We start from the raw sequence: 22,945 nt of genomic DNA, 5'->3' as shown, positions 1-22,945 counted from the left end.
AAATAAAACGACATGGAATTAGTGAAATTAGAGAAAGTAATAGAAATTAAAAAAGAAGAGCTTTTATATTTAGTATCGGATTATGGAATTCAACATGAAAAAGTACTGGCATTAAGCCAAGAAATAGACAAATTGATTAATTACTTTATGTTTTTGAAATAGAAAGAACTATGACGTGATTTGAAAATGTTATAGTTCTTTTTTATTTGGAAATTCAGATGTATATTCTATATACTAATAATTAATAGAATATTCCGTTTTAAAGGAGGGGCATATATGATTTTACATACTTACATTTCAGGCGAAGGGGAACCAATTGTGCTTTTACATTCTGGTGGTATGACAGGTTTAGAAGAATTTGATGAGCAGGTAGCATTTTTTCGAGAAAAAAATTATCAAGTCATTCGTCCGGATTTAAGAGGACATGGAAGATCAGGGGGGACATTGGATAATTATTTCCTACGTTCTGTAAAGGATTTACATGATACGTTAGTGCATTTGCAAATTGATAGATGTCATATAGCTGGTGTTTCCCTAGGAGGATTAGTCGCTTTTTTATTTACAAAAAAATATCCAGATAAAGTGAGAACATTAACTTTTTCTGGTATCTTTCCGCTTAAGGGAGAAAATTGGGAGGAGTCTCAGGAGTATGAAGCAAATTGCCATCAGCAATTGATGGAAAATGTAGAAGTTGTAACTTATATGAATCAAATTCATGAAAAAAGTGATTGGAAAGCATTGCTTGAATCGTGGCAAGTTAAAGATTGGTACCCATTCGATGAAACTGGTGATGTAGCTAATCTTCAAGTACCTACACTTTGTATTGCAGGGGGAGATTCGGAAGATGAAGTTACAGCTGCTACAACCTTCAAACAATTAAATGACAATATTCATATTGCTGTTATTCCGTTTGCTGGTCATTTAGTGCACAATGATCAACCGGAAATATATTCGAATATATTGTCTAATTTCTTACAGAATGCACAAGCTGCTAGTCGAATATAAGGACTTTTGGGTATAATAATAAAGGAATTATTAATTGTATCGGTTAGGAGCGCAGCACATATGAAAACAGTTGTTGTTATCGGTGGAGGTATAACAGGACTTTCTACTATGTTTTATTTAGAAAAATTAAAAAAGGATAATAATATTGATTTAAATTTAATCCTTGTAGAAAAAGAAGAGTACTTAGGTGGTAAAATCCATAGCATAGAAGAAAAGGATTTTATTATGGAGTCAGGAGCAGATTCTATCGTTGCTCGTAATGAACATGTTTTACCGCTTGTAAAAGATTTAAATTTAGAAGAAGAAATGGTATATAACGAAACGGGTATTTCTTACATATATTCTGATAATACTTTACATCCAATTCCTTCTGACACTATATTTGGCATACCGATGAGTGTCGAGTCGTTGTTTAGCAGTACGCTAGTATCAACGAAAGGGAAAATTGTTGCTTTAAAAGATTTCATAACGAAAAATAAAGAGTTTACAAAAGATACTTCGCTTGCTCTATTTTTAGAAAGCTTTTTAGGGAAAGAGTTAGTAGAAAAACAAATTGCTCCGGTGCTTTCAGGTGTATATTCCGGTAAATTAAATGAGCTTACTATGGCATCGACATTACCGTATTTACTGGATTATAAAAATAAATATGGAAGTATTATTAAAGGTTTTGAAGAGAATAAAAAACAGTTTCAATCAGCAGGAAACAAAAAGTTCGTATCATTTAAAGGTGGACTATCTACGATTATTGACTGTTTAGAAGAAGTGCTGACTGAGACAGTAGTTAAGAAAGGTGCTATAACGACAGCTGTAAAGAAACAAGGTGATCGCTATGAAATTTCCTTTGCAAATCATGAATCAATTCAAGCAGATTATGTTGTTTTAGCAGCTCCGCATGATATCGCACAAACTTTATTACAGTCTAATGAGTTAAACGAGCAGTTCCATACATTTAAAAACTCATCTCTTATAAGTATTTACTTAGGATTTGACATATTAGATGAACAATTACCGGCGGATGGCACAGGATTTATCGTAACGGAGAATAGTGATTTACAGTGTGATGCTTGTACATGGACAAGCCGAAAGTGGAAACATACATCTGGAAACCAAGAGCTATTAGTAAGAATGTTTTATAAGAGTACCAATCCGGTATATGAAACGATTAAAAATTATAGTGAAGAAGAATTAGTACGAGTCGCTTTATATGATATTGAAAAGAGTCTCGGAATTAAAGGTGAACCAGAAGTAGTTGAAGTTACAAATTGGAAAGACTTAATGCCGAAATATCATTTAAAACATAATCAAGCAGTTCAAACATTACAAGAAAAAATGACGGATCTTTATCCAAATGTATACTTAGCTGGTGCTTCCTATTACGGTGTGGGAATTGGTGCATGCATTGGAAATGGAAAGAACACTGCAAATGAAATAATGGCAACATTAAAGGAACCTTCAAAATAGAATACATATATAAATAAAATGTCCCTCCAGTATACTGGAGGGACATTTTATTTATTTCACTTGAATAGAAATTTTTTTATTAGTTGTATTATTCTCAGTAATCGTTAATGTTATATTTCCGGACTCTTTAAATGAATAGGATGAGAGTTGATAAAGTTCTTTTATACCGTGTTTCTCTTTCAATGTATTGGCAGGAAGTAATGTTATGTTCGGTTTCCATGATTCCTGTTTACCTGAAGGATAATTTACTATTATTTCTGGATTATTTAATTGCATTGGTTTCCAAGAGGCAAAATATAGTTCAACTTCTATATCTTTTTTTAGTAATTCTTCTGAGAAATATCCAAGCTCCCCAACATTACCGAAAACAGTAAAGTTATGATTTTGTAACGTGATATCTAAATGTTTAGGTTGATATGTTGCTGCGTGGTAGATTCCATAGGAAAGTGAAAGAGTGGCGGCGATTAAAATGCTAATTGAAAATGTCTTAAAGCTATTACCTTTAAAACTAGTCATCATGAATGAGTTTGGTGCGAACTTTTTTGCAAATAAAAATATGAGTAATATGAGTAAGAGGGATAAACCGATGAATATATACATAGAAAATATACACCTCCATAACAAACTATATTTTAACTATATTTTACCATAAATGTATGGGATAGGTTGTTATTTTAGAAGGGAAAAGTGAGTATGGAGTCGAAATTATAATACATATTATTACGAGCAGAGTGATGAAAATAAAACAATTAATTTTTGAAAATAGATAATAAAGAGATGGTCATAGTATTTTGATCATCTCTTTATTTTTTCTAATCATATAAAAGCAAGAAGGGTTACTCTTAGTTCGTATGGAATTAAGAGGATAAGCTTCTCTTGAAATATTTGATTAATGGGACATTAAGGACTTTCCTAATTTAAAATATTTTTTCTGCTATAATGAATGAGTAGAAAGAAAGGAATGATTCTATGGCATTTCCTATATTAGAAACTGAACGTTTGCGTTTAGTTGAAATAGAACAATCTTATTGTCAAAAAATATATGAAATCTTTTCATTGGATGAGGTAACATGTTATTACGGTATGAATTCTTTTACGGAGTTTGGACAAGCTTCACGTATGATTGAATCTTTTTCAAAAAATTATTTCGAGAAAAAGGCGATACGATGGGGGATTGTATTAAAAGAAACAAATACTTTAGTAGGTACAATTGGATTAAATAATTTACAACTATGGAGTAAACGATCTGAAATTGGATATGACTTACATCCTCGTTATTGGGGGAATGGTTATGCGTCAGAAGCGGCCGGGGAAATTATTCATTATGGATTTCAAGATTTAGGTTTATTTAGAATTGGAGCTATTACATACCCTGAAAATGTTACTTCTTGTAAAATGTTATCTAAAATAGGCTTTCATAAAGAAGGGTTATTACGTGGATATATTCATCAAGGAAATAAGCAACATGATGCACTACTGTACTCTATAGTTCGAACCGATGTAGAAGATATAAATTTATAATAAAAAACCCCTCTTATAAAAGAGGGGTTAAGTAAAAATTAACCTAATTTAGGTAATAAACGTTCTCCGCTTTTCATGCTACTTTTACATAAAGGGCATTTAGGCTCTTCTTCAAATGAAAAGTTCTTTCTCATCCATCCTAAACAATCCTCTGCTTCACATTCCCAGACAGGGGTTTGTTCTGGTGGTACTTCTGCTACATCGTTCTTTCGATTGCGATACATATAACCACTCCTTTTATGTAAAAAATTTTAGTTATATATTAAAAAGGTTGTTAACCGAGCTGGTAACAACCTTTTTATTGTTTGAATTATAGCTTTACAACGTTTTTAGCTTGAGGTCCACGGTTACCGTCTTCAACTTCGAAGCTAACTTCTTGACCTTCGTCAAGAGATTTGAAGCCGTCGCCAGTGATAGCTGAGAAGTGAACGAATACGTCGTTACCGTCTGCAACTTCGATGAAACCGAAACCTTTTTCGCTGTTAAACCATTTTACTTTACCTGTTAATGTCATGGTAATGCCTCCTAAAATTTAAAAAGATTACAATATGATCGGCCTTATTTGAATGAAAAATAAAAGTTCACATATTATCAAAAACCAATAAGGCGTACAAAATGTTCCTGATTGATACTTGATAATATGCAAAGAAAATATAGTGTTAAATTGACCTTAATTACTATCTTACAACAAATGGTGGGAAATAGCAAGTGATGGTAATACCAGTGAATAATCTTGGTGATAATAGTAAGACGCACAAAGTCATCTCTTTTATTTATATATTATTCCTAATTCGGGTTTATGCTAAACTGAGAACATTTTTATTGAAAATTTGCATTAGAGAAATGATATATATTATTTATATATATATTTGTTATGGAGGTGAGAATATTGCAATTTACTCAATTTAAAATAATTGAAGCAGCCAAAGAGGGAAGAAGAAAAGTTCATCCGGTATTCGCTGTTATACTTGCAATTGTATTTTTAACTTTAGGTGAATTGTTCATGTTATTTATGCTTTTTTTACCGAAAGCAGAAACACTTTTAATGAAGGCAATTTATAGTGATATAGAGATGATCTTGACGTTTGGTGGAGCTATATTTTTTGTGTTTTTATGGATTAGATTTGTAGAGAAAAGATCGATTTCATCCATTGGGTTTTGGAGAAATCAGTGGATAAGAAAATATTTGAAAGGCGCATTAATAGGTTTTGTTTTCATTTCAATACCAGTCATGCTCCTTTTATTAACAAGTAATGTACAACTACAAATGCAACAAATCACACCAACCGCTATACTTGGAATTGCGGGATCTTTAGTTGCTTTTTTAATACAAGGTGCAACAGAAGAGATTGTTGTTCGAGGATGGCTATTTCCAGTCCTTTCAATAAGAAGCCGTATATGGATCGGGATTGTTGTTACTTCTTTTTTATTTGGTTTTCTTCATTTACTAAATCCAGGTATTACAATTCTTTCAATATCGAATATAATATTAGTTGGTGTATTTGCAGCTTTTTACGTTTTGAAAGACAGTAGTCTTTGGGGGATATGCGCATGGCATTCCATTTGGAATTGGGCACAATATAACGTATTCGGATTTGCAGTTAGTGGAATGGCAATGTATTCTACACCACTTTTTAAACCTGTAACAAAAGGATCGGAATTCCTTCATGGAGGCTCGTTCGGAATCGAGGGTAGTATCATCACAACAATCATGCTTTCTATCGCTTCCATTGTTTTATGGAGACAGTTATGGGGGAGAAAAGCGAAACAACGAGATCTAAGTTAATGAAAGTGGGAGAAACTATGGGGATTATAGCGTTTGAGGGAGCGAGCGCGGTTGGTAAGAGCAGCACGTGTCGTGAGTTAGAAAAAAATTATGGTGCGTACATTATACCTGAAGTGAATGTTTTATTTGAAAGACCCAAAAACGAACATAGAACATGGTATTTTGAAAAGCAAGTAGAGCGCTGGAAAATAGCAGTGCAGAAGTCAGAGCAATATGAATTAGTAATACTTGATGGCGATATTTATCAGCCACTTAGTTATAATTGGTGTTTCCATTTTGATATATTTAATCAGCCATTATCTTTAATAGAAAACTTTTATAAAGAAAAGCTGATAAATAGGGAAATTGGATTTCCTGATCAATATTTCTATTTATATACGAATGATGAAGAGCTTAGAAAACGGAAAGAATCTGACGAGACGAAAAAAAGAAGAAACTTTGAAAAACATTTACATATATCAAAATTGTTTAAACGTTATTATGAAAATTTAAATACCGTTACAGATGGGTATTGCAAAATGATTGACGCGAAAAATGTAAAATCGAATGAATTAGAAATTGTAAACAGTTTGAACAGTTTAAATGTGTGTGAAAAGAGCCGTTTTGATGTTTCACGGTTAGATGCTATTACGAAGTGGTTAAAAGAACATCGTGCATAAAAAACAACGAGTGCCGTATAAGGTACTCGTTGTTTTTTTATGTATTATATATTGAATTTAAAATTTGTAAGTTTGCTTTTTCATTTTTTTGAAAAGCATTTGTATATTTAGCTAGAAAGAGTTGAGAAGGATAAACCGGTAGTTGACCACAAATATCGATACCATAGACATCTTTATTCCTAATAAGAGAATGAAAACATTTTAATAGTGTAGAGAGTTTCATCTGTCTTTGATCCCAATTTGTAATAGTTACTTTTGAATCTAACATATCTTTATCAATGCTTACATATATAGTTTCTGTATGAATATACGGAAGTATTGTATATGCAGATGCTTCATGAGACGTATCTATTGGGAACACTTCTACGCATGAATAATCAGTAGAATGAATGCTTAAAGAAGAAGGGCCGATAATAATTACCTTCTTTAATTTCGGGTTTTTTTGAAGAGCGAATGATACCCATGACCCACAAGAAATAAGAGTTTGTTCATTTTCTTCTTTTAAGTTCATGTCTGTGTGATGATCAAATAAAATAAGGCTAAACGGTTCATCTATTTCTTTTAGTAGTAAATAAGATACATAATGATAATTTCCAGAACCGATAAAAGTGATTCCTTTTTGCTTTCTACGATATAACTCCTGTTTTATATGCATTAAAGAAGCAGACTCGCAATACAGGTTTGAGTGCTCTAAATGACTAAAATCAATATCTTCATGTGAATAAGAATGGAGTTTATTTTGTAATAAATACGTATTATCAAAGTTTAAAAAAGTTAAATCGCTATACAATAAACTCATATATATTCATCTCCTTTAAATTTAGGCTAGCATATATTTTTATTAATTTAAAACGAAATGCTTAGAGGTAGATTTGTATTTAAAAAAAGACGGGGTGTTTTGACAGAATAATCTTTCAATTACCATTGGAAAGAAATATAATATAAGGAAATATACATATGTTTCAGGAAATAGAAAATACGAAATGGGATATGTGGGAGGAAATAAGCAAGATGAAAACATTATTTAAAATAATAGGAATTATAGCTGGTATGGCGGTTATCGGAGTAGGTGTAACATATGGTATGCTGTATTATCTGAATAATAGTAAACCAGCTGCGAAAAAGGAATCACCAGCTGCTCCAGCAGCAGAAGTACTAGCTGATAGTAATGTAAAAGCTGAAGATGCAAAGCTTTTAGAAAATGGCAATCATTCATTACCAAATAGCGGCTTTAATAAAAATTTCAAGTGGACAGATGAGAACATACAGACAGCATTACATGAAATGGCACATCAAAAAACGAAAGCTGATCAAAAGTGGGGTTATATTTTTATCACACAAGAACGTATTGAAAGTTTACTTGATATTGTAAAGAGTAATGATCTAGTACAAGGAAATACATATGCAGACATTTTAGAGAGATGGAAACAAGGGAAATATGAAAAGATGGACGCGGATCACAATAAGATTTGGAAATTACAAAGTGGGAATTTAGGCGAAGGAAAAGGAGTAATGTCTGAAGCGGAACAAAAAGAGTTAATTAATCAATTGTTTATGCAAAAAGGTACATATTCAGGTAGTAAATTAATTGCAGGTGGGGGACAGACTAATAAATAAGATAATATCGGAAGAGAGTAATTGCTTTTTGGCAGTTACTCTTTTTTATGTGCACTTTTTATTCTTTCTCTAGTAAGGAAAGAAACGATTGTAAAATCGGTGAAATCCATCTAGATTTATGATAGATTACATGGCTTTGAATAACTGCTGGCGTTTCGATAGGCTGAAAACAGAGTTGCTCATTTTCGCAACTTTCTTTTACAACGATGTAAGGAAGAATCGAAATTCCTAACTCACACATGACAGATTGTTTAATGACTTCAACGTTGGAAGTTTCAAATGTTTTAGCGGGTATATTCCCGCTTTGCCATAAAAAACGATCTACCATCGGTCTATAGCCACAGCTTTGTTCTGTAAAGATAAACTGGGTATCGTTTAGTAAACAAAATGGATTAGAGTGCGTTGAGTAATGTGTAGGTAAAATCCATCCAAATGCTTCATTACAAAAAGTATGTGTAATAAAATCATTATGTTCCATACTTTCCCCAATTATGAAAATAACATCTGTTTCTCCTTCACGTAGCTTATTCATTGCTTGTTCGTTTGTATTTGTTTCCAGTACGATATTTACTTTCGGATTTTCCTGTTTGTAAGTACGTAATAATTGTGGTAATCGGTACACTGCTAATGATTCGTTAGATGTAATACTTAATGTTCCCTCTAAATTATCACTATTTTGAGGGATTTCTTGTGCTTTTTCATAAATAGCAAGTAACTCTAGAGCATAAGGATGAAATTGATGACCTGCTTTTGTAAGAAGTATTTTTTTCCCTAATCGATCAAAAAGAGGGAGGTGTAAATCGTTTTCTAATGCTTTCATATGCGCTGTTACAGTAGATTGCGCATAACCTAACGCATGAGCAGCTTTAGAAAAACTACCATACTTAACAATGGCGCAAAATGTTTTAACATGTCTCATTTCCATAAGCGATCCCTCTTTTATTATCATGATTTGTGAATGATTATATCATGTATTTCAATTTTCCAAATGATTAAATTCTTTATAAAATGAAATTGTAGCAATATTCATTTAAGTGGTATTGGAGGAGAAAAGATGATTGAAAAGGGCTATCATGTAGCTGTAGTGGGGGCTACAGGTGCAGTAGGACAGAAAATTATTGAACTGTTAGAGAAAGAAACTACATTTAATATAGTTGAAGTTACATTACTTTCGTCAAAAAGGTCCGCTGGTAAGGTAGTGCAGTTTCAAGGACGAGAGATAGTAATACAAGAGGCAAAAACAACTAGCTTTGAAGGTGTAGATATTGCCTTTTTTAGTGCTGGAGGAGAAGTGTCTAGACAATTTGTTAATTACGCAGTCTCTAGTGGCGCCATCGTAATTGACAACACAAGTGAGTACCGAATGGCACATGGTGTACCACTTGTTGTTCCAGAAGTAAATGCGCACACTTTAAAGGATCATAAAGGTATCATAGCGGTTCCAAATTGTTCAGCATTACAGATGGTAACAGCTCTTCAGCCGATTCGAAAATCATTTGGTTTAGAACGAATTATCGTTTCCACATACCAAGCTGTATCAGGATCAGGAATTCATGCGATTCATGAATTAAAGGAACAGACAAAGTCAATGCTTGCAGGGGAAGAGGTTAAGAGTAATATACTGCCCGCGAAAAAAGATAAAAAACACTATCCAATTGCATTTAATGTATTGCCTCAAGTAGATCTATTTACAGAGAATGATTTTACATTTGAAGAAGTAAAAATGATTCAAGAAACGAAGAAAATTTTGGAGGACCAAAACTTGAAAATGGCAGCTACTTGTGTGCGTGTTCCAGTTGTTTCAGGGCATTCAGAATCGGTTTATATTGAACTTGAAAAAGAAGCGACCGTTGCAGAAATAAGAGAAGTATTGCTGGATGCACCAGGTGTTATATTGCAAGATAACCCTAGTGAACAGCTGTATCCAATGCCATTATATGCAGAAGGGAAAATAGACACATTTGTCGGGAGAATTAGAAAAGATCCTGATACGCCAAAAGGGTTCCATCTTTGGATTGTTTCCGATAATTTATTAAAAGGGGCTGCTTGGAACTCAGTTCAAATTGCAGAAACGTTGGTGGAGGAAGGGATTATTTAGTATAGAATTACACAAAAATAAGAACTAGGAAACTCTAGTTTCCTAGTTCTTATTTTTGTGAGAATTTAATATAAATTAGTTTTTATAGAGTTTTTATAAATATCTACTTTATTCGCGGAAAATATTAATGTTTTATGTTCTTTATTAATAGTAAGATTTATATGAATTGTTACAGGTAGTTCGAGCTTTTTTACTACATCTTCTATAGCAACATACTCATCATCTGTTTCGTTATAGTAAACAACAGATCTAATTAATACCTCTTCATTTTCTATATCAATTTCGCACATCATAGGGAATTTTTCATCATTATGTAAGAGTAATTCGCCTAGTACTATTGAACCGTTTAACTCTTCTGTAAAGTTAGTTGTTGTCCCTGGTTTCACCCATGTTTCATCATACTCTTCGTTTTCTTCTTCATCGATTGTCCATTCCCATATTGGGTTTTGTTTCAAATCCTCAATCGTTAATTCATCAATTGGTTTGCAATTACTCATAAAAATGTTCTCCTTTTGTACCGTAAAATAAGTTATTATCACAATAATTAGTTGATTACTTATAAATGGATTCAATATAGAATTTTGCTCATTTAATATTAAACTACTTTATTTTGAAATAAAGCTATTACGGTAATATTAACAAGTGTCTAGTTTTCTATCAAATAATTATTAGAAGAGAATTTTAAATGGGATGGTATTAAGGGGGAGAGTAAAAAACATCAAGAATGAATAAAATTCATTTGGTATGATATGGATATAATCAATGCGAGGGGGAAAAGTGATGTATGAAGTAAAGGGGTATTTTTCATCATTAAAAGGAAGTCATTATGATATTGGAAAGCAACAAGGGGAGTTTGTGAAAAATCATCCGTATCTTATTCCACAGTTTATACAACAAGAACATTTAGTATCAGATAACTATTGGTCAGAATGTAGAAATATATTAAATCAATATTGTCCTGGAATTAATGAAGAAATTGAAGGTTTTTGTGAAGTGTTGAAAATTCCTTCTAAACATATGATGTATTATTATCAAACATTATTAAAAGCAGGATGTAGTCATGGTGTGGTATTGCCTAAAAAGACAGATTCACAGCACACATATATATTAAGAAATTATGATTTGTCACCAGAAATAGATGATATGCGTTTTTGCTCGACACATGCTGAAGGCACGTATGCCCATAGTGGATTTTCTACTTTTTATTTTGGTCGAACTGAAGGTGTTAATGAGCATGGGTTAGCTGTTACATTTTCAGCATGTGGTCAACCAGTAGGAAATATTGCAGGTTTACGAAAGCCAGTGTTAAGTGGTTTACAATGTTTTACGGTAATTCGAGTATTGTTGGAGAAATGTAAAAATGTGCAGGAGGCGAAATCACTTATAGTTGAAATGCCAATTGCAAGCAATATTAATCTAATTGTAGCGGATCCTTTAGACGCAGCAAGAATTGAAATATTTGATGGGTATAAATCCATAACCACAATCGATGAGGAAAACCAAGATTTTATCGTATCAACAAACCATGCGATCAGTTTACCTATTCAAAAATTGAATAATAGAAGATTAGAACAATCTACAAACAGATATCACACATTGTATGATCATTTAAATCGAAATGAACAAGTGAGTCTGGAATCTTTAAAAGGATTAGTAGAAAAAGAGTATCCTACTGGGCTGACAGTACATAATTATGAAGAATGGTTTGGAACTTTGCATTCTGTCTTATTTGATTTACATAATCGTACAATGAATATTTGTTTCGGCTCTCCACTATTAAACGCCTGGTACTCATTGAAAGTTGGAGAAAGTCTTCCGTTTTCTGAGGTGAATGTGAACTTTAAAAATAAAAAGTATGCTGATTTTTGGAGAGAAGAGCGTTATTAATTGATTCCAAAAGATTGAATAAGATAAGATGGTAATAACAAGGTGTAAATATGGGGGGGATTACCATTGTTTAAAGTTGTGTTACCAATTGTTTTTATCCTATTAGTTGTCGTTTCAATGTATATTACTTATGAAAAAAGAAAAAAAGCAGGGGTAAAAGGATTGAAGAGTGCATTAACTTCCATTTGTTTTTTTACACTAGCAATCTTACATTTGCTTGCATATTGGTTTAACTTTGGCGGTATTTATATTTGGTTCATTTCAATCGTTTTATTGCTCGTGGGAGCATATTTTACGAAATATATTCCAATATCTAAAAAGGTACATTGAAATTTATGTGAATTTTCATATTATGTTTTTTGTTTTAAAAAGAGATTATTCTACTAAGTCGTTGTAAAACGGTTTCATAGGATAATCTCTTTTGCTCGTTTAACTTTGTAAAGAACGCACCGTTCTTTTTAGTTGCTCAATAAATTCTCGAGTTGCAGCACACATATATTTATCTTTTCTGTAAATAAGTCCTATTTCAATTGTTGGAGTAGGATTTTCTATTTTAATAGCTTGAATGTTATTATTTTGTAAAAAGTCTATATACGGTTTTGGTAACACTGTAATTCCCATCCCCATTGAAACCATTTGGATTAAAGATTCCATCGTACTAATTTCTAAAATTGGTTTTGGTTTAAAGTTAAATTTTTGACAATGAGATGTAATTAGTTCGGTTAAAAAGAAATTTTTAGGTAAAAGAATTAAAGGGTAGTTTTGTAATTCAGCAATTGCTACATGATCACGTTCACCTAATCGATGACCATTTGGTACGACTAATGTAAGTTCACTTTCGTATAGAGGGATAGAAATAATCTCTTTATCTTGTACAGGAAGAAATATAATACCAATATCTAGTTCGTTTTGTAATAGTTTTTCACGAATATCGCCTGTACGAAGTCCTAATACAGAAAGCTCTATATTGGGATATAAATGATTGAAATTTAAAATAGCTGGTGGTAGTAAATAATTTACGACGGTTAACAATGATCCTATTGTTAAGGAACCTTGCTGTAATCCGTTTAAGTCTTGAATAGCGGAACGAGCTTGTTCAACTTCATGAAAAATGGTTTTACTATGTAATAATAAAATCCTTCCTGCGTCAGTTAAAGATATTTTTTTACCAATGCGATCGAAAAGCGGCATTCCTACTTCATGTTCTAATGCACGTATTTGCTGACTTAGTGAAGGCTGTGAAATATTTAATTTTTCAGCTGCTTTTGTGAAATGCAATTCTTTTGAAACAGCTAAAAAATATTCAAGTTGTCGTAATTCGATTGGGATCACCTCAAGTTTAATGATAGGTTATACCTATCATTATTATATAAATAATTGGATTGAACAATGAATTTTCGGGTTTTATAATCATCTTTATATAACAGAGATAGTTGTGAAAATAAATCGAGTGAGAAAATTCATGTAACACCTTTAAAGGAGGAAGTAGATTGGTTAATGAATATAAATTATTATCTTTAAATATTGGGTTACCAAAAGAGGTTACATACGGCGGAAAGGTAATTCATACAGGTATAAATAAGAAGCAAGTAAGGGAACCGGTGTTTTTATCATTTTTAAAATTTAATGGAGATGGGCAAGCGGACTTAGTTCATCATGGCGGAGTAGATAAAGCAGTTTGTGTGTATTCGGGAGAACATTATAGATACTGGGAAAAAGAGTTGAGTCAAGATCTTGTATATGGAGCATTCGGAGAAAATATAACAATTAGTGCTATGTGTGAAGAGGATGTTTGTATTGGTGATATATTTCAAATTGGAGAAGCAATTGTACAAATAACACAGCCAAGACAACCTTGTTTTAAATTAGCTAAGAAATACAATATTCCAAAGTTACCACTATATTTTCAAGAAACAGGATATACAGGATTTTATTTTCGCGTATTAAAAGAAGGGTGGGTATCACCTGTTGATACGTTAAAGTTACTAAAATCTGATCCGAAAGATGTTACAGTAGCATTTGCTAACCGTATCATGCATAAGGAAAAACAAAATATGGAAGGGTTAAAAAGGATCTTAGAAGTACATGCACTTTCTACTAGTTGGAGAAATACATTTGAAAAGCGAATGAGAGGAGAAAAAATTAGTACAAAGGAGAGATTAGAAGATAAGGAATAATAAAATATATTATTTATAAATGGTGCATTTCTATTAGTAAAAACGACTTAGAAAGCACTATTTTTAAATAATCAACTCATTAATATTCAAAAATCCTAATATTATTTTATTCGACTTATTTTCGAATAGTCGAAACATAAAATAAATTAGACTTTTTTTTTATATTTTATGATAGTATATTGATTGGTAAGACCTATTACTTTAAGAGCAGGTTCTACAACTATATCTAATTTGATGGAATTAACGTATGGAGGGACAACATGGGGAATGTTGAAAATTTTGAAAAACTTCTTTTAGAAGAACCGGAAAGAGAGCAGTTATTTCCTTTATTTGAAGAAGTGTTTGAGATTACAATTCAAACATTGAATGATTTTTCAGAGAGAGGTTATTGGGATGATACATACAAAGCTTTATCATTTTTACATGACGATAAAGCAATAGCAAATGTTGCGGCATTTTCGCTACCATTGTTAGTAAATGGTGAAAGAATAAATGCAGCGGGAATTCAATCGGTCATGACACACCCTAATTTTCGTAGACAAGGACTCATGACACAATTAATGAGTAAAATGCTAGAAGAAATCGATAAGAAATGTGAATGTATTTTATTGTTTACGGAAATACCTGAACTATATGCATCATTTGGGTTTAAAGTTGTGCAGGAGTATTTGATGACTATTCCATATGATAAAAAGAATAATAATGATTCCTTACTTAGAAAATTAGATTATTATAACGAAGAGAATAGGCAGTTAATACAAGAAACTATCGATAGTAGCCAAAGGCTTTCAAATAAATTTTCAACATCTAACTTCCAATCTTCATTTTATTTAAATATGTATGATGCGAAATGGAATGAGAAACTGTATTATTCAGAGAAACTAGATGCTCTAATTGTGTATGAAGTAAATAATGAGAAGTTGAAATTATTTGGAGTGTTTGCGCCAGTACTTCCAGTTTTAGATGAAATTTGCGGGGAAATTTCTGAAAGGTTTACAGAAATCGAATTTTACTTCTCTCCAGATCAATTAGGGATTGAGGATGTACAATTTACAGAAGTACAATCAAGTAAGTATTTAATGGTTCGAAGTAATAAAGAGTTAGATTTTAAAGGATTTAAATTCCCAGTGTTAACGGAATTTTAAATGTTTATATAGATATTTTTGAGGGGGATACATGTATAAATACTATTAAAATAGGTTTATACATATGAAGCCCACTTGAAAAAATGAATTTGAGATTGAATTTTGCAATCTAACAAATATAGATAAAAACCGTATTCTTTCTATTTGAGAATACGGTTTTTCTATTTGCGTAATATAAAGCACATTTATTGACCGGAAAGTCATTAATGCTTATCATTTAATAATGTTAAATATTAATTTGCATAATATAATAGAAGTAATGAAAAAATCAAAAATTATATGGCTTAAGTAAGGAGGGTATGAATTATTAAATGGTAATTTTATAGGAAAAAGGAGATTATGTATGAAATCATTTCGCAAATTATTACAGTATTTAAAACCATACATGTTCTTCGCTATTATTGGACCGCTATTTATGGTACTTGAGGTTGCGATGGACTTAATTCAGCCGACTATTATGCAACATATTATTGATGTTGGGATAGCAAATCGGGATATGGATTATGTAATAAAAATGGGGCTTCTTATGATAGGAGCAGCAGCACTCGGTTTAGTTGGAGGACTTGGGTGTATGATGTATTCTACAAAAGCAGCTGTTAATTTCGCTACAGACATACGAAAAGATGTATTTGCGAAAATAGAAACATTTTCTAGTGAAAACCGTGATTCATTTGGAACTGGGAAATTATTAACGATTGTGACAAATGATATTACTTCTATTCAATCGGCGATGACGATGACATTACGTGTTCTTGTTCGTGGTCCTTTGTTATTTATAGGAAGTATAATAATTGTTTTTGTAACAGCGCGCGAGTTATTTCCTATATTGCTCGTAGTCGTTCCAATTTTATTACTTGCGATTATATTCATTGCAAGTAGAGCAAGCGGGACGTTCAAAAAAGTGCAAGAAGCATTAGATAAAGTGAATACAAAGTTACAAGAAAATTTATCTGGTGTACGTGTTATAAAAGCGTATGTAAGACAAAAATATGAAATTAATCAGTTTGGAAATGTTAATACAAATTTAACGAAGATAAATATTCGAGCGGTACAGCTTATTTCCTTAATGATGCCAATCATTATGTTAGTTGTGAACGGAGGTATTGTCGCAACATTGTGGATTGGTGGAGAAAAAGTATTTAATGGATCTCTTCAAGTAGGAGCTATATTAGCGTTTATAAACTATTTGAATATTATTTTAATGTCACTTATGTCTATAAGTATGGTATTTATGCAAATCGCACGAGCATTTCCGTCTGCGGATCGTGTACAACAAGTTTTAAATACTGAAGTTGATATAATGAGCCAAACAAATGCATTTGTACCTAAGCAAATTGAGGGACAGATTGACTTTAAAAATGTTAGTTATAGTTACACGAAAAATAATGAATATGTTTTAAAAGATATTTCATTTAGTATAAGTAAAGGTGAAAAAGTTGGGATTATCGGTTCTACAGGAAGTGGTAAATCTACTCTAGCAAAACTGTTACCGCGTTTATACGATGTTGATCAAGGTGAAATATGCATTGATGGAATAAATGTTAAGGCATATGATTTACAAAAACTTCGTGCTTCAATAGGTTTTGTACCTCAAAAGGCATTGTTGTTTTCGGGTAGTATAGAAGAGAACCTACGTTATGGTAAAGAAGATGCAACAAGTGATGAACTGGAAGTAGCGGCTTCATCAGCTTGTGCGACTGAGTTTATCAGCAAGCTGGAAGATTCTTATCAATATCATTTAACACAAGGTGCGACAAATTTATCAGGTGGACAAAAACAACGGGTATCCATTGCAAGGGCGCTTGTAAGAAAGCCATCCATTCTTATATTAGATGATTCTACATCAGCAGTTGATGCGAAATCAGAATCTAACATTCAATCGGCATTAAGAACAGAATATAAAGGAACAACAACATTATTAATTGCCTCTAAAATCTCATCTATAATAGATGCTGATAAAATTCTCGTTTTAGATAACGGTGAATTAGTTGGTGATGGTACACATGAAGAATTGTTAGAACAATGTGAGGTATATCAAGAAATTTATCTTTCCCAAGGTGGTAACTTATATAAAGAAGGTGGGAAAGAACATGCGTGATTTTCAAGGGCAATTTGCTAATAAAGGTGGGCGTAACGCGCCTAAAATGGGTGAATCTAGAAATACTAAAGGAACTGTATTGCGAGTATGGAACTATATGGGGTATCAAAAGGCTTCTCTTACGTTCGTCATATTTTTAGTATTTGTTACGACGTTACTTGGGTTATTAGGTCCTTATTTAATGGGAGTAATTATCGATCAATATATTGTGCCGAAAGATTTAAGTGGTACGGCGAGAATGTGTTTGTTACTTATTGCGATTTACGGTGTAACGGTAGTATTAACATGGTTGCAAACATTTGTTATGATTAATGTTGCATTAAAAACAATACAAAAAATACGACAAGATATTTTTGAGAAAATCCAAACGCTTTCTTTACGGTTCTTTGATGTACGTTCTCAAGGGGATTTAATGAGCCGTGTTACAAATGATATAGATAATTTGAATCAAGCGTTGACGCAAAGTGTTGTACAAATTATTTCATCAGCATTAACCTTTATAGGTGTAACGATTGCGATGTTCGCATTAGATTGGATTTTAGCGATTGTTACTTTAATTACAGTACCTATTATGTTTTTCGTTACAAAAAAACTAGTTGCTTATAGCGGTAAAAACTTTGCAAAGCGTCAAAAAGATTTAGGAGAATTAAATGGTTTTATTGAGGAAGCTATAACAGGAGCGGATGTTACAACGTTATACGGGAAAGAAAAAGAAACCGTACAAAATTTCAATAAAATTAATGAACAACTAAGAATTTCAGCTACGAAGGCGGATACATTTTCAGCTTTTATTTTTCCAAGTATGAACTTTATAAATAACTTAGGTATGGGGCTTGTAATTGGGACTGGTTCAGTTATGGTTTTAAATGGAATGACAACAGTAGGTGTCATTGCGGCTTTTATTAATTATTCTCGCCAATTCTCAAGACCACTCAGTCAATTCGCAACTTTAATGAATACGATTCAAGCGGCAGTTGCTGGTGGAGAACGTGTCTTTGAAATTATGGATGAAGTACCAGAAATTCAAAATAAAAAAGATGCATCATGCATTGTACAAAATTTACAAGGGCATGTTGCACTTGAGAATGTTTCATTTGGTTATGAGGAAAATAAAACGATTTTAAAAGAAGTGAGTCTTAAGGCACAGCCAGGGGAGACAATTGCTTTAGTTGGTCCAACTGGATCGGGCAAAACAACAATTATTAATTTGCTAACGCGTTTTTACGATATACAACAAGGCCAAATTCATATCGATGGAAAAAATATAAAAGATTATGATATTAATTCGTTGCGAAGTAAAATAGGGGTAGTTTTACAAGATACGTATTTATTTGCTGGGACGATTATGGATAATATTCGTTACGGTCGATTAGATGCAAGTGATGAAGAAATAATCAATGCAGCTAAGGCAGCATCTGCACATTCTTTTATTAAGCATTTACCGAATCAATATGAAACAAAAATTGCTTCAGAAGGATCGAATTTAAGTCAAGGACAAAAACAACTTCTTGCGATTGCACGAGCAATTTTAGCAGATGCAGATATATTAATTCTCGACGAAGCAACTTCAAATATTGATACGAGAACAGAATTGCAAATTCAAGAAGGATTAAACAATTTGATGAGAAATCGAACAAGTTTCGTAATCGCTCATCGATTGAAAACGATTGAAAAAGCAGATCAAATCCTTGTTATAAAAGATGGAAGTATTTTAGAAAAAGGAAATCATGAATCTCTTATGGAAGATAGAGGATTTTATTTTGACCTGTATACGAGTCAGTTTAAAATTTAATAAAAACATTGATGTGATGCGGTTTCTCTAGGAAGGAGAAGCCGCATTTTTTATATTTGTAAAGATAATTAGAAATATAGGATTGGAATGTTTTAGATACATGAATTGTTAGCGAAAACTAGCAACTTCAGTGACAGATGGAAGGAATAATTTACGTGGTATTGTAATAATCTCAAGAGCAATCTGGGCTGAATAGAGAAGTATTGGAGTTAACTCTAAAGTGTGAGTTAATAATATAAAGCTGGTTAGGATTGCAAAGCTTCCCAAAAAAGAAACTTTTTGAAGTGTTACGGAAATCTTTTATTAAGGAAAAGAAAGAAAAAAATGCTGTAACAATGAGAATCAAAAATTTATACTTATCAGCCATTAAACCCCTCCTAAAAAACAGAAATATATATTATAATAAATAGATTTCAAAATGAATATTATGCAAAAAATGATACCACAACTTAAAACATTAGTTGTGGTATTTATGTTGGAATTCGTTTTTTAGAAGATAGTTAATTTAGAAATGATAGGTTAAAAAAATAGATTAGTGCCCTATTTATTATTTGCTAGAGCTGTACTGGATATTTGACCGGACAATAAGACGAGCTTTGAATATAGTAATAAAAAAGGGGATGTTGAATAATGGCTAGGTATAGTTTGCATGGAGGTCACAACAGTATTGTACAGGGTGCGAATTATGGAAATCGGAAAGAACACATTATGGATCGCCAAGTTAAGGATGCAGTTGTTGCTAAATTAAGAGCATTAGGGCATACAGTTTATGATGATACTGATGAAGTAGGGACAACACAAGCACAAAATTTAAATAATATTGTTTTAAAAACAAATTCGCACGATGTAGACTTAGTAGTTTCGTTTCACTTAAACTCATATGATACGAAAGCTAATGGTGTTGAAGTTCTGTACTATGACCAACAAGCTTTATCAGCAAAAATAGCAGCACAACTTTCAAAAGATATTGGCTGGTCAAATCGTGGTGCTAAGGAACGAAAAGATCTATATGTGTTAGCGAATACGAAAGCACCTGCAATTTTAATTGAACTTGGATTTATCGATAATGAAACAGATATGGCAAAATGGAATCCAGATAAGATTGCTAATTCCATTGTGTATGCATTAACGGGGCAATCTGGTGGGACAACTCCGCCATCTAAACAGAATATCATTCAATCAGGAGCGTTTTCACCGTATGAAACGCCTGATGTAATGGGAGCTTTAACGTCCTTAAAAATGACAGCTAATTTCATCTTACAATCTGATGGTCTAACATATTTTATCTCTGAACCAACTTCAGATGCGCAACTTAAAGGAATGACGGACTATCTCGATCGTAAAGGCTGGTGGTATGAAGTTAAGTAAAGGTTCTAATTTAATAGAACAGAATATAAAAAACAATAGGCTATAAAAAGAGGATTACTTATTATCGGTAATCCTCTTTTTATTATTTTATCTCGTAAAAATAAGATTAGATGTAGGAGACTCCCGCTTTAAAAATTAATAAGTAATACATGTAAGTGGGAGATGCATCGGAAATTTTAAGTGTATTTACAAAATATACTTTTAAAGAGAAAAGAAATTTAGAAGTTGAATTTAATTGATTACAATTGAAATAGCACTAAAAACTAATAAAACAGCCATAATGATGTTAAATAATTGAGTATGTTTTAATAAAAGTTTTTGAAACATGGAACCAAATAAGCTCCAACTAAATGTACTCATTAAACCAACTACACCTAGAAATAATGAGAAAAGTAGAAAACTTGAATATGAATTATAGTAAGGAAGAATAAAAGTTGATACTACAGTAAGTCCGAAAAGTATTCCTTTAGGGTTAACAAACTGAAGAAAGATCCCCACTGTAAATAAATTTTTATTATATTGTTCATTGGGATCTGTACTAGTTTTACTAGTGAGTATTTTAAAAGCTAAATATAGCATATAAGCTACACCTAATATTTTTAAAGGGAATTCGATTATGGGTAGGATATTAATTAGTACAACATTAAAGAAACTACATAAGGAAGTGAGAATGAAAAAACCGAAAGCTACTCCAAAGCAAAATTGCATACTCCTTTTTAAACCATGTTGGTTGGCGTATGTCATAGCTAAAAAATTGTTAGGCCCAGGTGTGAAACTACTTATAAAAACAAATAATAAAAAAGAAAATATAGGCATTTCAAAACCCCCTAATTATTTAGTGTGTGTTATAATGACCGAAAAGAACAATATAACGTGTGCTTTTTATTATACATAATGGTCGTTATATTGTATATAGTTTAGGAGTGTTTCTTATGGAGGAAATTCAACTTATTTTAGCAAAAAATTTAAAAACAATACGTGAAAAAGAGAAAATGAGTTTAGAAAAGGTCTCTCAATTAACAGGTGTGAGTAAAACGATGATTGGACAAATTGAAAGAGGAGAGTCAAGCCCAACATTAACGACGATTTGGAAAATTGCGAATGGTTTGAAAGTATCATTTACTTCTTTAATTAATAATTCACAACCGGATACGAAAGTTGTTTTACGAAATGATGTTCAAGTATTATCAGAAGACAATGGGAGATATAAAGTGTATCCTTCTTTTCCTTTTCAAGATGATAGGAACTTTGAAATCTATACGGTTGAAATTGAAACAGAAGGAAAATTAATTTCGGAAGGCCATAAAGAAGGGAGTAAAGAATTTATAACGGTATTTGAAGGGGAATTGACAATTGAAATAAATGATTGCCAATATAATTTAAATAGCGGGGATGCAATTTGCTTTAAGGCGGATAGGCCGCACTCTTATTATAATTCCGGAAGAACGTTAACTCGGTTAAGTATGACTATTTATTATCCAGCTGTATAAACTTGTTATTGCATCAAGAATATAAAGAAAAGTGCGTTGATAAACCATCTATAAAAGATGGTTTTATTTTTTGAAATTCATAAAAAAAAGACACTCGTTTGAGTGTCAACATAGTATTGCTCTCGCGTATAGGATTGGAGTGTGTTTATCGAATACGTATTGAGATGGTCCGCATTTGATAAACTGTCTTCTTATTCAATGTAACATTGGCAGTGAGAAGTGTAAATTGATAATGTTTATACGGAAAATTTAGTATAGATAATTTCTACTATGAATATAGTGTAATGTATTTATTATATCGTATTAACGAGCAGTAAAATTCCTACATTAAAATTCAGGTGCAGCAAAGAAGTTAGGTGGGAATCGAGCTTCACGTAAATGCTCGATTGGTTTAACTAATAATAAATGGGGATGGACAAAACTCCTACTGATTAAACTTTCGCTTTTTTTCTTAAGTATTTAAGATGGTGTCTTATAAAAAAATGAATCATTTTTTAAACGATTCGTATAATTGTTAGAGAGACATTTGGTGAAGTGGAATTATTATATTAATTTGAAGTTGATATTGTGGAATAAAAAGTAGAGCTGGGAAATGAAGGTTTTTGTAGTAGTTATAATAACGGTAAAATGTTTAATAGAATTATTATTTGGAATGAAAAAGAAAATAGCTGATAAGTTATTTTTTAATAAATAGATTTATAATGATTTGAATGAATAAAAAATATGTGGAATGAGGTATTAAATTGAACCGCAATGACAAATTATCGTTGAATAAAGGTATGATAAGATCTGAAAATATTGGACCTACTTTTCCAGTTCTTCCGCCAATTTATATTCCAAC

Annotated in this window: 25 protein-coding genes and 1 pseudogene; 17 read left to right on the top strand and 9 right to left on the bottom strand. The window is 32.0% G+C overall.

The annotated features are described in order from the left end of the window. Positions 1-12: 12 nt before the first annotated feature. The 3 genes from F8162_RS22920 to F8162_RS22910 all read left to right on the top strand — a co-directional run bounded on the left by F8162_RS22920 (position 13) and on the right by F8162_RS22910 (position 2,466). Positions 13-162, top strand: coding sequence for an aspartyl-phosphate phosphatase Spo0E family protein (locus tag F8162_RS22920; RefSeq protein WP_000424361.1), 150 nt, complete (start codon positions 13-15; stop codon positions 160-162). A gap of 114 nt (positions 163-276) precedes the next feature. Continuing rightward, positions 277-1,005, top strand: coding sequence for an alpha/beta fold hydrolase (locus F8162_RS22915; RefSeq protein ID WP_151630348.1), 729 nt, complete (start codon positions 277-279; stop codon positions 1,003-1,005). 60 nt (positions 1,006-1,065) lie between these two features. Continuing rightward, positions 1,066-2,466: a protoporphyrinogen oxidase gene (locus F8162_RS22910; RefSeq protein ID WP_151630349.1), complete on the top strand. Its 1,401-nt coding sequence runs from the start codon at positions 1,066-1,068 to the stop codon at positions 2,464-2,466. A 51-nt stretch (positions 2,467-2,517) separates the two neighbouring features. Here the strand turns inward: F8162_RS22910 and F8162_RS22905 are convergent, their stop codons facing one another. Further along, positions 2,518-3,066 carry a hypothetical protein gene (locus F8162_RS22905; protein WP_151630350.1) on the bottom strand — a complete coding sequence of 183 codons (549 nt, stop codon included), beginning with the start codon at positions 3,064-3,066 and terminating at the stop codon, positions 2,518-2,520. 369 nt (positions 3,067-3,435) lie between these two features. Between F8162_RS22905 and F8162_RS22900 the strand changes: the two genes are divergently transcribed. Beyond that, positions 3,436-3,987: a GNAT family N-acetyltransferase gene (locus F8162_RS22900; protein WP_151630351.1), complete on the top strand. Its 552-nt coding sequence runs from the start codon at positions 3,436-3,438 to the stop codon at positions 3,985-3,987. 38 nt (positions 3,988-4,025) lie between these two features. Here F8162_RS22900 and F8162_RS22895 read toward each other — a convergent pair whose 3' ends face one another. Together F8162_RS22895 and cspD are read right to left on the bottom strand one after the other, a co-directional pair. Continuing rightward, positions 4,026-4,211 carry a cold-shock protein gene (locus F8162_RS22895; RefSeq protein WP_000286198.1) on the bottom strand — a complete coding sequence of 62 codons (186 nt, stop codon included), beginning with the start codon at positions 4,209-4,211 and terminating at the stop codon, positions 4,026-4,028. Between the two features lie 86 nt (positions 4,212-4,297). After that, a complete protein-coding gene (cspD, locus tag F8162_RS22890) occupies positions 4,298-4,501 on the bottom strand; it encodes a cold-shock protein CspD (RefSeq protein ID WP_000176365.1) in 204 nt (67 codons plus the stop codon). A 375-nt stretch (positions 4,502-4,876) separates the two neighbouring features. On the opposite strand from cspD, the gene F8162_RS22885 reads away from it, so the two are divergent. Both F8162_RS22885 and F8162_RS22880 read left to right on the top strand, forming a co-directional pair. Beyond that, positions 4,877-5,773, top strand: coding sequence for a CPBP family intramembrane glutamic endopeptidase (locus tag F8162_RS22885; protein ID WP_151630352.1), 897 nt, complete (start codon positions 4,877-4,879; stop codon positions 5,771-5,773). Then, positions 5,737-6,432: an AAA family ATPase gene (locus F8162_RS22880; RefSeq protein ID WP_225990175.1), complete on the top strand. Its 696-nt coding sequence runs from the start codon at positions 5,737-5,739 to the stop codon at positions 6,430-6,432. Before F8162_RS22885 ends, F8162_RS22880 begins: the two co-directional genes overlap by 37 nt. Before the next feature lie 37 nt (positions 6,433-6,469). Here the strand turns inward: F8162_RS22880 and F8162_RS22875 are convergent, their stop codons facing one another. Next, positions 6,470-7,231, bottom strand: a complete 762-nt coding sequence (locus F8162_RS22875; RefSeq protein ID WP_151630353.1) for an arginase family protein — start codon at positions 7,229-7,231, stop codon at positions 6,470-6,472. A gap of 212 nt (positions 7,232-7,443) precedes the next feature. Here F8162_RS22875 and F8162_RS22870 point away from each other — a divergent pair, with 212 nt between their 5' ends. Then, positions 7,444-8,049 carry a PRK06770 family protein gene (locus tag F8162_RS22870; protein WP_151630354.1) on the top strand — a complete coding sequence of 202 codons (606 nt, stop codon included), beginning with the start codon at positions 7,444-7,446 and terminating at the stop codon, positions 8,047-8,049. A 58-nt stretch (positions 8,050-8,107) separates the two neighbouring features. On the opposite strand, the gene F8162_RS22865 is transcribed toward F8162_RS22870, so the two are convergent. Continuing rightward, the gene (locus F8162_RS22865; protein WP_151630355.1) at positions 8,108-8,998 is read right to left on the bottom strand and encodes a LysR family transcriptional regulator; all 891 of its coding nucleotides are present in this window, start codon (positions 8,996-8,998) and stop codon (positions 8,108-8,110) included. Between the two features lie 105 nt (positions 8,999-9,103). Between F8162_RS22865 and F8162_RS22860 the strand changes: the two genes are divergently transcribed. Beyond that, a complete protein-coding gene (locus F8162_RS22860; protein ID WP_151630356.1) occupies positions 9,104-10,147 on the top strand; it encodes an aspartate-semialdehyde dehydrogenase in 1,044 nt (347 codons plus the stop codon). A gap of 65 nt (positions 10,148-10,212) precedes the next feature. Here F8162_RS22860 and F8162_RS22855 read toward each other — a convergent pair whose 3' ends face one another. After that, on the bottom strand, positions 10,213-10,644 hold the full coding sequence (locus F8162_RS22855; RefSeq protein WP_151630357.1) for a hypothetical protein: 432 nt from the start codon (positions 10,642-10,644) through the stop codon (positions 10,213-10,215). Between the two features lie 283 nt (positions 10,645-10,927). Between F8162_RS22855 and F8162_RS22850 the strand changes: the two genes are divergently transcribed. After that, positions 10,928-12,034 (top strand): C45 family autoproteolytic acyltransferase/hydolase, encoded by a 1,107-nt coding sequence (locus F8162_RS22850; RefSeq protein ID WP_151630358.1) that lies wholly within the window; start codon positions 10,928-10,930, stop codon positions 12,032-12,034. A 66-nt stretch (positions 12,035-12,100) separates the two neighbouring features. Continuing rightward, positions 12,101-12,364 carry a hypothetical protein gene (locus F8162_RS22845; RefSeq protein WP_151630359.1) on the top strand — a complete coding sequence of 88 codons (264 nt, stop codon included), beginning with the start codon at positions 12,101-12,103 and terminating at the stop codon, positions 12,362-12,364. 99 nt (positions 12,365-12,463) lie between these two features. Here the strand turns inward: F8162_RS22845 and F8162_RS22840 are convergent, their stop codons facing one another. After that, positions 12,464-13,366, bottom strand: coding sequence for a LysR family transcriptional regulator (locus F8162_RS22840; protein ID WP_151630360.1), 903 nt, complete (start codon positions 13,364-13,366; stop codon positions 12,464-12,466). A 158-nt stretch (positions 13,367-13,524) separates the two neighbouring features. On the opposite strand from F8162_RS22840, the gene F8162_RS22835 reads away from it, so the two are divergent. From F8162_RS22835 to F8162_RS22820, 4 genes are all read left to right on the top strand, one after another. Then, complete coding sequence (locus F8162_RS22835; protein ID WP_151630361.1) at positions 13,525-14,211, top strand: MOSC domain-containing protein; 687 nt, start codon at positions 13,525-13,527, stop codon at positions 14,209-14,211. Positions 14,212-14,471: 260 nt separating this feature from the next. Further along, positions 14,472-15,356, top strand: coding sequence for a GNAT family N-acetyltransferase (locus F8162_RS22830; protein ID WP_151630362.1), 885 nt, complete (start codon positions 14,472-14,474; stop codon positions 15,354-15,356). Between the two features lie 343 nt (positions 15,357-15,699). Then, the gene (locus F8162_RS22825) at positions 15,700-17,454 is read left to right on the top strand and encodes an ABC transporter ATP-binding protein (protein WP_151630363.1); all 1,755 of its coding nucleotides are present in this window, start codon (positions 15,700-15,702) and stop codon (positions 17,452-17,454) included. Continuing rightward, complete coding sequence (locus tag F8162_RS22820) at positions 17,447-19,246, top strand: ABC transporter ATP-binding protein (RefSeq protein WP_151630364.1); 1,800 nt, start codon at positions 17,447-17,449, stop codon at positions 19,244-19,246. The genes F8162_RS22825 and F8162_RS22820 overlap by 8 nt, the downstream gene beginning before the upstream one ends. A 108-nt stretch (positions 19,247-19,354) precedes the next feature. Here the strand turns inward: F8162_RS22820 and F8162_RS22815 are convergent. Beyond that, positions 19,355-19,613, bottom strand: a pseudogene (locus F8162_RS22815) (hypothetical protein). A 263-nt stretch (positions 19,614-19,876) separates the two neighbouring features. Between F8162_RS22815 and F8162_RS22810 the strand changes: the two are divergent. Further along, positions 19,877-20,614 (top strand): N-acetylmuramoyl-L-alanine amidase, encoded by a 738-nt coding sequence (locus tag F8162_RS22810; protein WP_151630365.1) that lies wholly within the window; start codon positions 19,877-19,879, stop codon positions 20,612-20,614. Positions 20,615-20,845: 231 nt separating this feature from the next. On the opposite strand, the gene F8162_RS22805 is transcribed toward F8162_RS22810, so the two are convergent. Then, a complete protein-coding gene (locus F8162_RS22805) occupies positions 20,846-21,430 on the bottom strand; it encodes a LysE family transporter (RefSeq protein WP_151630366.1) in 585 nt (194 codons plus the stop codon). A gap of 59 nt (positions 21,431-21,489) precedes the next feature. Between F8162_RS22805 and F8162_RS22800 the strand changes: the two genes are divergently transcribed. Together F8162_RS22800 and F8162_RS29500 are read left to right on the top strand one after the other, a co-directional pair. Next, complete coding sequence (locus F8162_RS22800) at positions 21,490-22,104, top strand: helix-turn-helix domain-containing protein (protein ID WP_151630367.1); 615 nt, start codon at positions 21,490-21,492, stop codon at positions 22,102-22,104. Between the two features lie 779 nt (positions 22,105-22,883). Then, positions 22,884-22,945 (top strand): exosporium leader peptide-containing protein (locus F8162_RS29500; RefSeq protein WP_413226581.1); only part of this gene is annotated, 62 nt, incomplete at its 3' end.

This window comes from Bacillus sp. CH140a_4T (assembly GCF_008923725.1).
Lineage (GTDB): Bacteria > Bacillota > Bacilli > Bacillales > Bacillaceae_G > Bacillus_A.
Note: the sequence above shows the minus strand (reverse complement) of the source record. Positions and strands in the feature narration are given on the sequence as shown.

What these genes read in the sequence shown, in the direction of transcription:
- F8162_RS22805 (WP_151630366.1), bottom strand. Translation starts at nt 21,430, where the DNA reads ATGCCTATATTTTCTTTTTTATTATTTGTTTTTATAAGTAGTTTCACA.
- F8162_RS22895 (WP_000286198.1), bottom strand. Translation starts at nt 4,211, where the DNA reads ATGTATCGCAATCGAAAGAACGATGTAGCAGAAGTACCACCAGAACAA.
- F8162_RS22870 (WP_151630354.1), top strand. Translation starts at nt 7,444, where the DNA reads ATGAAAACATTATTTAAAATAATAGGAATTATAGCTGGTATGGCGGTT.
- F8162_RS22915 (WP_151630348.1), top strand. Translation starts at nt 277, where the DNA reads ATGATTTTACATACTTACATTTCAGGCGAAGGGGAACCAATTGTGCTT.
- F8162_RS22865 (WP_151630355.1), bottom strand. Translation starts at nt 8,998, where the DNA reads ATGATAATAAAAGAGGGATCGCTTATGGAAATGAGACATGTTAAAACA.
- F8162_RS22860 (WP_151630356.1), top strand. Translation starts at nt 9,104, where the DNA reads ATGATTGAAAAGGGCTATCATGTAGCTGTAGTGGGGGCTACAGGTGCA.
- F8162_RS22900 (WP_151630351.1), top strand. Translation starts at nt 3,436, where the DNA reads ATGGCATTTCCTATATTAGAAACTGAACGTTTGCGTTTAGTTGAAATA.
- F8162_RS22905 (WP_151630350.1), bottom strand. Translation starts at nt 3,066, where the DNA reads ATGTATATATTCATCGGTTTATCCCTCTTACTCATATTACTCATATTT.
- F8162_RS22820 (WP_151630364.1), top strand. Translation starts at nt 17,447, where the DNA reads ATGCGTGATTTTCAAGGGCAATTTGCTAATAAAGGTGGGCGTAACGCG.
- F8162_RS22875 (WP_151630353.1), bottom strand. Translation starts at nt 7,231, where the DNA reads ATGAGTTTATTGTATAGCGATTTAACTTTTTTAAACTTTGATAATACG.
- F8162_RS22850 (WP_151630358.1), top strand. Translation starts at nt 10,928, where the DNA reads ATGTATGAAGTAAAGGGGTATTTTTCATCATTAAAAGGAAGTCATTAT.
- F8162_RS22920 (WP_000424361.1), top strand. Translation starts at nt 13, where the DNA reads ATGGAATTAGTGAAATTAGAGAAAGTAATAGAAATTAAAAAAGAAGAG.
- F8162_RS22830 (WP_151630362.1), top strand. Translation starts at nt 14,472, where the DNA reads ATGGGGAATGTTGAAAATTTTGAAAAACTTCTTTTAGAAGAACCGGAA.
- F8162_RS22810 (WP_151630365.1), top strand. Translation starts at nt 19,877, where the DNA reads ATGGCTAGGTATAGTTTGCATGGAGGTCACAACAGTATTGTACAGGGT.
- F8162_RS22910 (WP_151630349.1), top strand. Translation starts at nt 1,066, where the DNA reads ATGAAAACAGTTGTTGTTATCGGTGGAGGTATAACAGGACTTTCTACT.
- F8162_RS22825 (WP_151630363.1), top strand. Translation starts at nt 15,700, where the DNA reads ATGAAATCATTTCGCAAATTATTACAGTATTTAAAACCATACATGTTC.
- cspD (WP_000176365.1), bottom strand. Translation starts at nt 4,501, where the DNA reads ATGACATTAACAGGTAAAGTAAAATGGTTTAACAGCGAAAAAGGTTTC.
- F8162_RS22880 (WP_225990175.1), top strand. Translation starts at nt 5,737, where the DNA reads ATGGGGGAGAAAAGCGAAACAACGAGATCTAAGTTAATGAAAGTGGGA.
- F8162_RS22855 (WP_151630357.1), bottom strand. Translation starts at nt 10,644, where the DNA reads ATGAGTAATTGCAAACCAATTGATGAATTAACGATTGAGGATTTGAAA.